General features: G+C 52.6%; 8 protein-coding genes. All 8 read right to left on the reverse strand.

The window, feature by feature from the left end:
• Positions 1 to 45: 45 nt before the first annotated feature.
• The gene (locus tag BP71_RS05850) at positions 46 to 2247 is read right to left on the reverse strand and encodes an outer membrane protein assembly factor BamB family protein (protein ID WP_496377559.1); all 2202 of its coding nucleotides are present in this window, start codon (positions 2245 to 2247) and stop codon (positions 46 to 48) included.
• A 182-nt stretch (positions 2248 to 2429) separates the two neighbouring features.
• Entirely contained in the window at positions 2430 to 3914 is a 1485-nt protein-coding gene (locus tag BP71_RS05855; protein ID WP_496377561.1) for a RagB/SusD family nutrient uptake outer membrane protein, read from the reverse strand.
• A gap of 146 nt (positions 3915 to 4060) precedes the next feature.
• Entirely contained in the window at positions 4061 to 7051 is a 2991-nt protein-coding gene (locus BP71_RS05860; protein ID WP_496377563.1) for a SusC/RagA family TonB-linked outer membrane protein, read from the reverse strand.
• A gap of 142 nt (positions 7052 to 7193) precedes the next feature.
• Positions 7194 to 8438: a galactonate dehydratase gene (dgoD, locus tag BP71_RS05865; RefSeq protein WP_496377565.1), complete on the reverse strand. Its 1245-nt coding sequence runs from the start codon at positions 8436 to 8438 to the stop codon at positions 7194 to 7196.
• Between the two features lie 5 nt (positions 8439 to 8443).
• Positions 8444 to 9685 (reverse strand): mandelate racemase/muconate lactonizing enzyme family protein, encoded by a 1242-nt coding sequence (locus BP71_RS05870; RefSeq protein ID WP_496377567.1) that lies wholly within the window; start codon positions 9683 to 9685, stop codon positions 8444 to 8446.
• Between the two features lie 187 nt (positions 9686 to 9872).
• On the reverse strand, positions 9873 to 10910 hold the full coding sequence (locus BP71_RS05875) for a LacI family DNA-binding transcriptional regulator (protein WP_496377569.1): 1038 nt from the start codon (positions 10908 to 10910) through the stop codon (positions 9873 to 9875).
• Positions 10907 to 12256: an enolase C-terminal domain-like protein gene (locus BP71_RS05880; protein ID WP_496377571.1), complete on the reverse strand. Its 1350-nt coding sequence runs from the start codon at positions 12254 to 12256 to the stop codon at positions 10907 to 10909. Before BP71_RS05880 ends, BP71_RS05875 begins: the two co-directional genes overlap by 4 nt.
• A 40-nt stretch (positions 12257 to 12296) precedes the next feature.
• Complete coding sequence (locus BP71_RS05885) at positions 12297 to 13838, reverse strand: SusD/RagB family nutrient-binding outer membrane lipoprotein (RefSeq protein ID WP_496377573.1); 1542 nt, start codon at positions 13836 to 13838, stop codon at positions 12297 to 12299.
• Positions 13839 to 13843 lie beyond the last annotated feature (5 nt).

Genomic DNA, 13843 nt, shown 5'->3' on the forward strand with positions numbered 1-13843 from the left:
GTACCGAAGTCCCTGGTTAGAAACGGCGCGCCCAAGGCACTGTCGCTATGGCAAAGCGAACGCTACATAGGTGCCGCCCGGTTTCAGGCCGTAGCGGGTACCGCCGGCAGCGATCGCAATATATTGCTTTCCTTTGACCATATAGGTAATCGGGGTGGCGAAACCGCCGGCTGGCAGTTTGTATTCCCATACCACCTTTCCGGTACGTGTATCGAATGCTCTCAGTTTTTCGTCGTAAGTCGCTGCGATAAACAGCAGGCCGCCGGCGGTTACAATCGGTCCGCCGTGATTTTCTGTACCGGTCGGTGGAACGCCTTGCCGGGTCAGCTCCGGGTATTCGCCTAATGTAACTTTCCAGAGGTATTCCCCGGTGTTCATGTCGATGGCGTTCAGTGTGCCCCAGGGCGGTTTGATGGCTGGAAAATTGTCCTGATCCCTGAACTGCACATTGCCGTTATTGACATAAGGCGGCATGTACGGGAAATCGCCATTGTTTTGCGTAGTTGCCTGGGCCGTTTGCGCGTGAATATCATTACCCGAGGGTTTCAACTCCTCTTTCAAAAGGAAATTAATGATTGCATTGCGGTCTTCTTTGGAAATATGCTGAAAAGAAGGCATTCTTCCCCGTCCGGTTTCCAGCAATGTTCCGATCTGCTCCCGGTTCATGCGCCGGCCGATATCCTTCAAAACAGGATACGCCTGGCTCGCAGCCGACGCCGTGGCGCCCTTTACGTCAGTTGCATGGCAAGCCGCGCAATTGGTATTGAAAAGCACCGATCCCCTCGAAGCGGCCACTCCGGCCCGGGCCGCTTTCGCATCCTGCATTTTGAGCCACCAGAGCATGTTGTTTCCATTGACGTACACGATACCTTTCGGGTCCGCTGCCGTGCCGCCCCATTCGGCGCCTCCGCCGATACCATAGAGCAAGCCACCAAGTGTGTCCGGCGGCTGATTTTTTGGTCCTTTGTTACTGCTTTTGAACCGGTCGAGTACGTAGGCATACGCCTCGGGTGTGCGGGTGGTTATGTCGGCGGCAGTTAAAGTCTGGTTCGCAAATGGAGCGGGTTTCTCCGGCACAGGCTGCGTTGGCCAGGGTTCATCGCCGGGCAATGGCATTGCAGTTGGTACAGGCATTTCTTTTACAGGAAACAAAGGCTTTCCTGTTTCCCGGTCCAAAAGAAAAATGTAGCCGTCCTTCGTGGCCTGAGCCACTGCATCCACCATTTTTCCGTTCTTCTTCACGGTAATCAAGTTGGGCGGACAAGGAATGTCGCGGTCCCAAAGGTCGTGGTGGACGGTCTGAAAGTGCCAGCGCCGTTTACCAGTGCCAGCATCGAGGGCGATCACGCAACTGGCAAACAGGTTGGTACCCTTCCGGGCCGCGCCGTAAAAGTCGACAGAAGGAGAACCTGTACCCAGAAAAACCGTTCCCCGTTTTTCATCGATCACCATTCCCGCCCAGCAGTTGGCACCACCGAGCTTGCGGTACGAGTCCTTCGACCAGGTGTCATAGCCATACTCCCCCGGTAAAGGGATCGTTCTGAAAACCCAGGCCACTTTGCCCGTGCGTACGTCAAATGCCCGGATATGCCCGGGTAATGCGTCCCCACCCTCGGAAACGGACGAGCCTGTAATCAGAAGGTTTTTGTAAATAACGCCGGGTGTGGTATTCCGGATGTTGAACTGGTAAGGGTCATAGCCATAGGTTTCCTTGTCTCCAAGTCCATCATGAAAATCCACTTCCCCGTTCTTGCCAAAATCCTTAACCAACTGCCCTGTTTCTGCATGCAATGCAAACAAGGAAGCACCGGCGGTAAACAAAATGCGCTTGTCATTCCCTTCCGACCAGTATACAACCCCGCGCACGGGATGGAATCTGGGCCTTTTACCCTCAAAAGGGTCAAACTTCCAAAGCTCCTTTCCGCTCGCCGCGTCGACCGCAAAGACCTTCAACCGTGGTGTGGTACCGTACATAATACCGTCGATCACGATGGGCTGGCATTGGATGTCCATTCCCCGCTCGCCCGGCTTGTTGTTTTCACCGGTATCATACGACCAGGCCAGTTCCAGCTTTCTGACATTATCCCGGTTGATCTGGCTAAGGGAAGAATAGCGGTTGCCCGCATTGTTGCCACCATACACCGGCCAGTCGGCGTCCTTTGGATCTTCCCGGCCGGTTTGTATGAAGCTGCAAAAAGTTGCGGCTGAGGTGAGCAGGAATATAAATTTAATAGAAAGGCGGCTCATAGCATCTGGATCGTCGGCATTGGAATGTTATTCAAATATTTGTATTTCGGAAACGGGTGTACATCGTTGCATGGGACTGCGCTGTCTTCAACTTCGTTCAGACCGACATTCTTGTTTCACCTTCGCCCGCAGCGGACGCCGCTGCGGGCGAAGGGCATTTGCATTCGTGTTACACCGCGGCTCTATTCATTCAAATTCGGGTTGATTGACGTATCGGTGTAAGGCAGCGGGAACCAGTAATTTGCTTTTGCGATCGGTTTGATCGGCTGCAGATCGTCCGTACTCTTCTTCGCATTGGCTTCCTCCACTTTTTCGAGACGCACCAGGTCAAACCAGCGTGTTCTTTCACAGGCAAATTCCCACGCGCGCTCCTGCACAACCTCATCGGCAAACTGGGCAGCGGTAAGGCCGTCCGTCATGGCAAGTGCCTTTGTACCAGCAGCCCGGCCACGCAAACGCACTTTATTCAATGCGTCGTAAGCCGCCTGATCAGGTCCGCCGGTGCCTCGCGCTTTCGCCTCGGCAAAAATCGTCAGTACGTGCGGGTAACGCATCATCACCGATGGCAACGAAATGCTCGATGTCACGATGTTGCCTTTGATATACCATTTCTGATAGTAAGGATGTTTGGTCAGACTATTCTGCCAGGGGATTTTGGTAGCGCCCAGCCCGAATTCGGTCCGGAACGTAGCATCTTTCCGGGGTCCTGCGGGGAAATCTTTGAAGAAATTCAGCTCTGCAAACATATCGTCCCATCCGCCTTCTTCTCCCGGCATCGTGGTGTTGCCATAAGTCGCATTCGCAGTACCGCTTCCGCCGAGGTATCCGCTGATCTGGAAAACGGCCTCTTTGGTACCCGATGAGGCCGGGTCGTTGTCGAACACAGCCGCAAATGTCGGAAGCAGTTCAAAACCGTAAGTGCCGGCATTGTCGATCACTTCTTTGGCTTTGGCCGCGGCCAGGTCGTATTTGTCGGTTTGTTTCAAAGGCCAGCCCGCCATGGTCAGGTATACATCTGCCAGAAACGCTTTGGCAGAGCCCTTATTAGGCCGCCCCGGGTCACGTTTTGCATTCGGCAAATTGGTTTCCGCGATTTTGAGGTCTGCGACGATCAGGTCATACACTTGCTGCGGGGTCGATTTTTTTACTGTCAGCAAATCATCGGAATATTCTCCGGCGAGAATGAGCGGAATATTACCCCAGAAACGCGTGAGCCAGTAGTACGAAAATGCGCGAATAAAATGCGCTTCGCCAACAATGATGTCGATCGTCGCTTTCGTTCCTACTGTTTTCTCATAGTTATTGATCACATTGTTAGCTCCCTGAATCGCCTTATAGCAACCGTTGTACACTGCATTGGACCGCTGATTAGTAGTCGAAACATTAAACTGATCAAACTCCCGCCAGTCGGCCTTGTTACTGGCCGGGTGAGTAGTCACATCATCGGCACCGAGCACTGCGGCATTAGCCGACGGGTGCAGGAAACCGTACGTCCATTGGTTCGCCAGACCTTTATAAGCGCCGGTCAAAGCCGATTCAAGCCCGTCCTGGGTTGACAGCACATTCGGGCCGTACAACAGCCCGGTCTTATCCTCATCCAGGTAATCGCTGCAACCCGCTCCCGTCAGAAGGAGGCCGCATAGAAGTAACGTTTGTAGTTTTTTCATGTTCTTTTAGTATTTACTTTGGCTTCCGGCCATCGGCTTTCGGCACTTAGTTTTTAAATCGATTAGATGTTTGCTGTTATAACTTCAGCTTTCGGCTGTCCAGCAATGGAGTATGTCAGGTCACAACGCGATGGCCGACTGCCCCCTCAAAACCCAACGGTCAATCCCAGCGTATACACCTTTGCATTCGGATACGAACCGCGGTCGATACCCATGGCCGTGTCAGTATTAGAGCCCACATTACTCGATTCGGGATCGGGTCCGGTGTATTTAGTGAAGGTCAGGACGTTGGTAGCGCTGGCGAAGACCCGGATATTCAGTTTGTCTTTGAAAACCGAGGACGGTACATTGTAAGCCAGGCTGATGTTCTTCAACCTTACGAAACTACCGTTTTCAACAAACCTGCTCGACTGTGTAAATGGCTGGTAGGTCTTGGTGAATGCAGGAATATCAGAATGTTCGTTATCCGGGCGATAGTAGTCGCGGATCTCGGTCAGCAGGAATTGCCGTGCTTCGCCGGAACCGGACATCGCGCCGGCACGGGTGTAATTCAATTTATCCAAACCAAATGCTCCCTGGAAAAAGACGTTCAGACTGAATCCACCATGGGTGAACGTGTTGTTCCAGCCACCCGTCAATTTGGGGAACGCATGGCCTACGATCTGGAAATCGTCGGTCGTAATTGTATTGTCGCCATTCACATCCTGATAATGCGGATCTCCCGGCACACGGCCTTGCTTCGCAGCCAGATCGGCCTCTTCGGGTTTGAACGTACCGAGGTACTTCAGGCCCCAGTATGATCCCAGGGGTTGTCCGGGCATGAGCATGAACTCGTTGGTAATGGACATACCACCGCCCGCTCCCGTTCCTGTGCCGATGCGCGGCAGGCCCCCCAGGCTCACCACTTCGTTTTTTAGGGTAGACAGGTTCAGGTTGGTTTCCCAGCGGAATTTACCCTTTTCAATAGGTGTGCCGCCGATAGAAAACTCAAATCCGCTGTTTCTCACCTCACCCACATTACGTGGCTGCGTACCGCCGCCCGCATAGTTAGGTAACTGTACATTGAGTAGCAGGTCTGTGGTTCTTTTATTGAAGTAATCCGCTTCGAAATGCAGACGACCATTCAGGAATTCCATTTCAATACCTACGTCGGTTTGGGTAGTGGTTTCCCATTTCAGGTTCTTATTACCCTGGTTGCCCTGGATCACGCCGGCAGTGGCGCCTGTATTGTTAAACCCGACCTGCGTAGAGTTGTAAGGCGATAATGTTGCATAAGGATTGATGGCCTGGCTGCCCGTTTTACCCCAGCTTCCGCGCAATTTCAGGTTACTGAACACATTGAGTTTTTTGATAAATTCCTCCTCCGAAAGGCGCCATCCCACGGCCACGGACGGGAAAACACTATTTCGGTTATCCTCGCTGAATTTGGAAGAACCATCTCGGCGTATCGCCGCTGTGAGGAGGTATTTATCCTTGAATGCGTAATTCACCCGGCCCAGCAACGAAAGCAATGTCCATTTCGAAAATCCGGAACTAACCGTGGCAGCGGAATTACCACCGATGTTATCGTAACCCAACTGCGGAAAGCGGAGGCCGTTCGCCGTTGCGGTGAAGTTCTTGTCCGTAAACTGCTGCGTTTCCAATACCGCCACCGCATTGATGGAATGATTGCCCAAAGTGATGTTGTAGTTCAATGCATTGGTATTCTGCAAAGTCACCTGGTCGGCCGAGTAGCGGGTCGCGTTGGGATTATTATTGGATAACCGCTTGCCGTTGAAGTTCTTATTCTGAGCATCCAGATAGTTGATCGCATATTGCAGGTCCAGCGACAGGCCTGTGATCGGCAGCTGATAGTTCAAACCTCCGATCGCATTGATGTTCATACGCTCCGTATCGATCGATTTGTCGTAAAGATGGTCGAGCGGGCTTCTGGAAACCGAACCGGTGGGATCCGCAAATGTGGGTTGGCCGTCTGCTCCGTAAGCGGGCGTCGTGGGGGCCCATTGCAAGGCTTCGATCAGCGCGCCGCCGCCATCGGTATTGTGATTGGCCGTCTTGGCTCCCGAGAGGTTGAGCCGGAGAGAAAGTTTTTTACTGAGCTGCGTATTCAGGTTGGTACGCAGCACATAACGCTTAAACCCGCTGTTTTCCACAATGCCTTTTTGATTCACGTAGTTGCCCGAAATCAGGAAAGACGTCTTCTCATTACCGCCGGACACCGTTACCTGATGCTGCTGACCACTGCCGTTACGGTACACAAGATCCTGCCAATCGGTACCGCCATTCTTTTTGAAGTCATCGATCTGCGCCGCTGTGAACGGGGCATTCGATCCGGTAGCCAACGCCCGCGCATTCACGATCTCCGCAAATTCCCCGGCCGGCAGTATGTCAAATTTCTTGATCACATTCGAAACGCTGCCCTGGCCTTCGTAACTGACCTTAATGCCTTTGGCACCCTTCTTGGTCGTAATAATGATAACCCCGTTGGCACCACGGCTACCGTAAATGGATGTTGAAGCAGCGTCTTTCAGCACTTGCAGCGACTCGATATCATTGGGGTTCAACAGGTTGTAATTCGCACCTACAAAACCGTCGATCACGTAGAGCGGGTCATTATTACCGAGTACCGAGTTGGCCCCGCGTACCCGCACCCGCGAATCACCGCCGGGCGCGCCGTTGGACTGCGTTACCTGTACCCCCGCGGCACGCCCCTGCAACACCTGATCGAGACGTGTAACCGGCTGCTGTGAGAACTCACGCGTCGAAACCACCGACAGTGCTCCCGTGACGTCGGTTTTCCTCTGAGTACCATATCCTACCACGACCAGTTCACCCAGACTACGGGATTCCTGCGCCATTTTTACCTCGATCGCCGACCGGTTGCCGATCGCGATGGTCTGACTTTCGTAACCGATAAAGGAAAAAACCAAAGTTCCATTTCCAGGAACATTGAGCACAAAATTTCCCTCACCATCCGTCACAGTTCCCTGCGAAGTCCCGCTGATCAGGATACTCACGCCCGGGAGCGCGGCATTGTCCTGATCTGTCACTTTTCCGGTCACCCTGCCATTCTGTGCAAACAGGTATCCCTGCGCCAGAACGAGATAAACCAAGCATAAACCCAGCAATTTTCTCATGGTCTTGAACAATATATATTTACATTAAAAAATAAAAAAATACAATTTAAACTCCGCCAAGGGCGAACGCTCCCACACTTGCCGGTTTTGGATCCCGGAAGCCTGGTCATGCTTTCAGTATTTCAACTGGTGGTCAGGTTTGTTACCAATCGACGACGGAGCCGTCCAGTGCGTTATAACTTTCCGGGTTTTTCCAATCGTGGCCGATCTTATCTTTCAGTTGGTCTTCATCGAGCTCGATTCCCAACCCGGGCTTCGTGGGCACCATGACGGTGCCATCTTTTTGCAGTTTGAACGGTTCTTTGAGATAACCTTCACCCAGCGTAACCTGCTCCTGCACGAGGAAGTTGGGAACGCTTGCGGCGAGTTGCAAACCGGTGGCCAGTGAAATCGGCCCCATTGGGTTATGCGGAGCAATGGGTATGTAGTAGGCTTCGGCCATCCCGGCGATGATCCTGCCCTCGGTGAAGCCTCCGGCATGACACAAATCGGGTTGAATAATGCTTGCGGCACCCTTTTCAAGGATTTCGCGAAAGCCCCATTTGGTAAAGATCCGCTCACCCGTAGCAATCGGAATATGCGTTCCCCGGGCAATGTCCACCAGGGTATCGACATTCTGTGCCTGACAAGGTTCCTCCACAAACATGGGCTGATACTGTTCCAGCGCTTTGATCAGCACTTTGGAAGTCTGCTGCGGAACTGCGCCGTGGAAATCGATGGCGATATCCATTTCGGGCCCGCCGGCTTCCCGGAGCGAAGCAAAATTATCAGCCGCATACCGGATGAATGCGGGGTTCTCGACGATGTTGGCAGGATTTTTCTTAGCTACGCCCGTCTTTATTACCGTAAAACCCTCCGCTTTACGCTTCTTCATATCCTCGGCATTCGCCGCACGGCCGTACACGCGCACCCGGTCCCGCGTGGGCCCGCCCAAAAGCTCATGCACCGGCACGCCGAGCAATTTGCCCTTGATGTCCCAAAGTGCCTGGTCGATCCCGCTCAATGCGCTGGTGAGGACCGGCCCGCCGCGGTAGAATGCGTGCCGGTAAATGGCCTGCCAATGGTGGACTACCGCCCGGGGATCTTTGCCTACGAGGTAAGGCTCGATCTCCTGAATGGCTGTTTTGATAGTCAATGCACGACCTTCGAGCAAAGGTTCGCCCAGCCCGACTATACCTGCGTCCGTATGGATTTTGAGAAAAATCCACCGGGGCTTCACCAAAAAAGTTTCCAGTTTTGTAATCTTCACCTTGCCGTATGCCTGGAAAGGCACCGGATTGGCTGCATAGGAGGTCTTCGGAAGCAGGATCGAGCCGGTAGCCGCGATCCCCAGCACCGACTGAATAGCCGAGCGGCGCGATAACGTAGATTTGGGGTTTGATTTCATGTCTTTTACCAGTTATGGATAGAACCGTCGGGGCTTTTCAGGATCGGGTGCGGAAACTTGGTTTTTTCCTTGACCTCCATGACGAATGTTGCTTTCTTGGGATCGAACTTCACACCCAGACCGGGCGCATCGTTGAGATAGAGCTTGCCGTTTTTAAAATTGATAAAATCCTCATTGAAGTAAGGCGGCCGTTCCGGTTCCCCTCCGCCCAATTCCATCAAAGCCCGTGACGGACTACTCGAACCCAGCACATGCACCAGCGTGGCGGTAGATAACGGGCCGGTGAAATGGGGGATCATCCCCACGTAATGCGTTTCGCACATCGACGCGAGTTTCTTGAATTCGCTGATGCCCCCGGTATTCGGCAATGTGAACCGGGTGTAGTCGATCCAGCGGTTTTCGATAAACTCGTTGCAATCCCAGCGGTCGCCGAACTGCTCTCCTACCGCGATCGGCACCTTCGTCATCGACCGCACCGTTTTGTATATCGAAGGGTTTTCCGAGCGGATAATATCCTCTACGAAATAGGGTTCCAGCGATTCCAATGCATTGCATATCTTCAAACCGTCGGTCATGTCGAAACGTGTGTGCAGATCGATGGCCCATTTGCCGCCCCCACCGACGGCCTCGTCGATACGCTTGCAGAATTCGATCGTCTTCTTCACATTTTCGTAGAAATCAAACGGCTGATCGCCATTGCCGCCTGTGGGACCGATCCGGTATGAGCGAAGGCCTGCTTCAATGCAATCCCTTGCCCGTTCTTCCTCCGTTTTGGCTTTGGAAGCCCTGAAACCGGTAGCATAGCATTCAATATAGTCGCGGGTTGCACCTCCGAGTAATTCGTAGACAGGCACATTCAATGCCTTGCCTTTGATATCCCACAAGGCCATTTCCAACGCACCCAGCGCATGCAGCTTTTCGCGTCCGGGCGGGTAGAACATCCCCCTGTACACATTCTGCCAGATGTGCTCGATGCGAAACGGGTCTTCTCCGATCATCATCTGTGCGCATTGTTCGATCATATCTTTGGAACCGCCTTCGCCGATCCCGATGATTCCACCGTCCGTTTCGATCTCGACGATCCCCCGCGCCTGGTTGAACAATGGTTTATTATAGCCCGGGGCTGCGTAGTACCGGATCTTAGTGATCTTCATTTTCGAAGCAGCCTCCGCTTTCATTGTTGGAAAACCGGTAGCGACGGCCGCAGTGCCCAGGAAGGCAGTTTTGATAAAATTTCTCCTTTGCATTGGTAATGAGGTTTGGTCAGCTTTTGTCGGATTTGGTCAGGAAATTTTCATGTTGGTCAGATTATTGATTGTGTATTGTGGTCATCAGGATGCTCCTGAAAGCTCCGCTAATACTTCACTTCCCGATTGGCTGGATGCATCTTGCAACCACCTGTTCATTAAACGTTTAAGCACTCCGTTAAAAAAATCATCCGCTCGAAAGGGTCATTCTGGCTTTCGACGACTCTCTTACGATCAGCTTCGCCTCCATCAGGATTTGCTTCATGCCTTCGTCCGGATTTTTGAGTTTCTTTAATAAATACTCTACCGCTGTTTTTCCAAGCATTTCCAGCGGCTGGCGCACATAGGTAATCGGGCAATAGTACAGATCGAACACTTCCGCCTGACCGAAACTGACGATGGCCAGGTCGGAGGGAACTTTAAGACGGAGCTCATTGATATACTTCAATCCATTGATCGCCAGACCATAAGTCGCGAAAATAATAGCCTCTACCCGTTGCTCCGATGCCATAATTTCATCAATGGCCGTCTTTACTTCGCTATCCATCCGTTCGAAATGCACGGCTTTCAGCCAGGATTCCTGAAAGTCCACCCCACTGTCACGCAATGCATGCTTATAGCCGCGGACACGTTCTTCCATGTGGTACATATTCGAGTCATAGGCAATGATCCCGATACGGGAATAGCCATTCTTCACGAGGTGTACCCCCGCATCGTAGGAGGCCTTGTAGTTGTTGGTGGCAACAAAATCAGTTTGTATTTCCGGAAAATGGCGGTCCAGCAGTACAAACGGGATGTTCCGCTCTTTGAGATACTGTACCTGGCTTTCGGAACCTTCGCATGATACGATGATAAAGCCGTCTACCTGTCGGTTGATCAGCACATTGAGCAGGTCCCAGGATTTGTCGGCGTGTTCGTCGCAGCTTCCGATGATTACCGTATAACCGTTCTTCTTCGCCTCATCTTCCACAACCCTGGCGATATTCGCAAAAAACGGGTTCGAAATATCCGCGATGATCAACCCGATCGTATGCGTTTTGCCGCTCCTCAGGCTCTTGGCAAGGTGGTTGGGCTGGTAATTCAAATCCTTTGCTATTTGCCTGATTTTATGTGCAATGGCCTCCCCTACCCTGGTTTCCTTTTCTTTGCCGTTGAGGACATAGGAAACCAGGGCGGTAGAAACGCCGGCTTGTTGTGCGATATCTTTAAGCGATGTTTTTTTCATGGACGTATAAGCGTGCCGTCGAATTTTCTTACTTGCCAGTTGGATTTGGTGCTGATCGGGTATTTGGCCGCTGCCTTTTCGTTGATATCCACGCCGATCCCCGGCACCTCGTTCACTGACATGTAGCCGTTCTTCATCGTCGGGCAGCCCGAGAAAACTTCCAGCGTTTTGTCATTGAACTGCACCGCTTCCTGAATACCGAAGTTCCAGACAGCCAGGTCGATATGGGCATGTGCCGAGTGGCCGACCGGCGAAACGTCACCCGGTCCATGCCATGCGGTTTTGACGTTGAACCATTCCCCCAGCCGCGCGACCTTCATCGCCGGGGTAACGCCGCCGATCTGTGACACGTGGATCCGGATGAAATCGAACCACTGGTTCGCCATCGGTTCCAGAAACTCGTTGATGTTGTTGAACAATTCGCCCATGGCCAGCGGCACTGTCGTACTTTGCCGTAACAGCTTGAACCACTTCATATTCTCGGGTGAAAAAGGGTCTTCGATAAAGAATGGCCGGTAGTCTTCCAGCTTTTTGATCATGTTGATGGCATTCATGGGCTGCACGCGTTCGTGAATGTCGTGCAGCAATTCCACTTCTTCCCCGCATTGCTTGCGTACTGTTTCAAAGAGAATAGGAATAGCTTTCAGATAGGCATTCTCATCCATGTAATTGTCGGTTGCTCCCCCGAATCCCGCCTCTTTAAAATCCGGTTTTTTGGTGGTGCTACCCACAGCCCCGTAACCGCCCTGCTGGATCCGGATGTAGCGATACCCCTGTTCCTGGATCTTTTTCACGCTCTCCACGGTCTCCTCGGGTGTGCGCCCGTTCGCATGCGTGTAACAGGGCACCGCAAACCGGCACTTTCCGCCCAGCAACTGGTACAGCGGCATTCCGGCCCGCTTTCCTTTGATATCCCAAAGCGCCTGATCGAGGCCGCTCAATGCATTGTTCAGCACGGGGCCGTTGCGCCAATAGGAGCTCACGTATGCGCCTTGCCACATGTCTTCGATGTTGTCGACATCCTTACCAGCGCAAAACTCGTTGAGATAGGTGTTGATCGCCACCAGCACCACTTCGGCCCGCTGAGTGAACGTCGCGCAGCCAAGACCGTACAGCTCGGGTTCCGACGTTTCTACTTTGACCACAATGAGGTTGGAACCCTGCGGAGCGGTCGCAATCGCACGAACACTCTTGATCGTCACGGGTTTCATGGCCTTCGCATACTGAGGGGTTTCCCGGTCGGCCCGGGCATTCGGGATACCGCCAAACAGTCCCAGCATTCCGGCTGACCCACTCAGTCCCAACGCTTTCATCGTATCACGACGACTCATTCCGTTCTCTCTCATTTCAATCAGGTTAAAGGTTTAAGAATTGATATCGCTGACATTATTTTTTATCCCACCACACCCGGGTATTCAGGTCGTTCGGACCTTGCCGCGCATTGGCGTCATTCACATTCTGCAGGTTCACGACGATCTCCGAATCCGGGTAAGGCATCCGGCGTATAAAATCCTCCTTGATCTCCGAACCTGGATAAGGGTTCTTTTTCAATGTAGGGAAGCCGCTTCGCCTGAAATTCGCCCACGACTCATTGCCATCCAGGAAGGTCGCGACCCAGTATTGCGTATTGATCTGATCGAGCGCCTTTGCATTGTCCAGCGGATGTGCTTTCAGGTAAGCCAGGATAGCGTCCTCCTTGATCGCCGCGCTGGGGTCGTACAGGGCCATTTGTTCCAGATTAGCCCGGATACCTTTGGCATAGTAATCGGCCGCCTCACCCGATACCCAGCCTCGCACGGCCGCCTCCGCCAGCAGGAGCTGCACCTGGGCATAGGTAATGTGAAACTCAGGAGCGTCCAGTTTCAGAACTGTCTTAAGGTTGATCTGTGTAAAATCCCATAGGCTCACCACGCCATTTTCGGCCAGCACGCTGTTGATCGTCACATCGTTGTAGCCCATGGGCATACCGATCTGCACCTTCGGATCGCAATTCGCACGCGTGGGGACCTGCTCGGGCCCGCCCTTGGCGCCTACGTAACGCACGGCGAACACAGGCAGGCGCGGGTCATTATTTTCTTTCAGGTAATTGACAAACGGAGCCGCCAGGTAGAAGTTCGTTTTCTCTCTGGCCGCGAGGTGGTTGGCAATGTAATTGTTATAAATGGCGGTATGCCTTATGATTGAATTGTCGGCATTGCTTTCAAAAAGACCACCCGCCACCGCCTTGGACACGTAGGCTTTGGCCCCAGTTGGATCCACCTTCGAAAGCCGCATTCCGGCACGCAGCATGAAAGAATAACCCAGTTTTTTCCAGCGGGGGACATCTCCGCCATAGAGAATATCAGTCGTTACCGCCGATTGAGCGGCATCGAGCGCAGCCGTCGCTTCTTCGAGCTCTTTGAGGATATCCCTGTAAATAGCCTCCTGAGGATCGTATTTGGGACGGATTACTTCGCTGATATAGCCTTTGCCCGCCTCGAAATAAGGAATATCACCGTAAGTATCGGTCAGGATCATGAATGCATAGGCCTTCCAAATCCGGGCCGCATTATAAATATTGGACTGTAAAGGATCGTCCTTGGTCTGCTCGGTCACCGCAACGAGCTGTTTGATCACGTTCCTGTAAAAATTAACCCACACTACCGGCGTATTCGCATTGTTTAACTGGTTGTAATTTCCACCGGATAGCGAGCTTCCATAGGGTGTGATCACCTGCTGTACGATACCAAAATTGTAGCAAAGCATGCCCAGCGTTGACACGCCGTCCAGGTAAGTAGTGGCAATGATGGCCTTATTGAGGATCAGCGAGGGAGCCAGCGAAGTCGGGTCGACCTTGTTGGTATTGATCTCGTCGAACCCATTGTCGCAGCCTGTGATAAACGTCACAGAAAGCACAAGCGACAGGATGTATTTGGATATAGCTTTCATGGGAA

The sequence above is a fragment of the Dyadobacter ginsengisoli DSM 21015 genome (assembly GCF_059568735.1).

Excerpts from the sequence above, each read along its gene's own strand:
- dgoD (WP_496377565.1), bottom strand. The coding sequence starts at position 8,438 with ATGAAATCAAACCCCAAATCTACGTTATCGCGCCGCTCGGCTATTCAG.
- BP71_RS05870 (WP_496377567.1), bottom strand. The coding sequence starts at position 9,685 with ATGCAAAGGAGAAATTTTATCAAAACTGCCTTCCTGGGCACTGCGGCC.
- BP71_RS05860 (WP_496377563.1), bottom strand. The coding sequence starts at position 7,051 with ATGAGAAAATTGCTGGGTTTATGCTTGGTTTATCTCGTTCTGGCGCAG.
- BP71_RS05885 (WP_496377573.1), bottom strand. The coding sequence starts at position 13,838 with ATGAAAGCTATATCCAAATACATCCTGTCGCTTGTGCTTTCTGTGACG.
- BP71_RS05875 (WP_496377569.1), bottom strand. The coding sequence starts at position 10,910 with ATGAAAAAAACATCGCTTAAAGATATCGCACAACAAGCCGGCGTTTCT.
- BP71_RS05855 (WP_496377561.1), bottom strand. The coding sequence starts at position 3,914 with ATGAAAAAACTACAAACGTTACTTCTATGCGGCCTCCTTCTGACGGGA.
- BP71_RS05850 (WP_496377559.1), bottom strand. The coding sequence starts at position 2,247 with ATGAGCCGCCTTTCTATTAAATTTATATTCCTGCTCACCTCAGCCGCA.
- BP71_RS05880 (WP_496377571.1), bottom strand. The coding sequence starts at position 12,256 with ATGAGAGAGAACGGAATGAGTCGTCGTGATACGATGAAAGCGTTGGGA.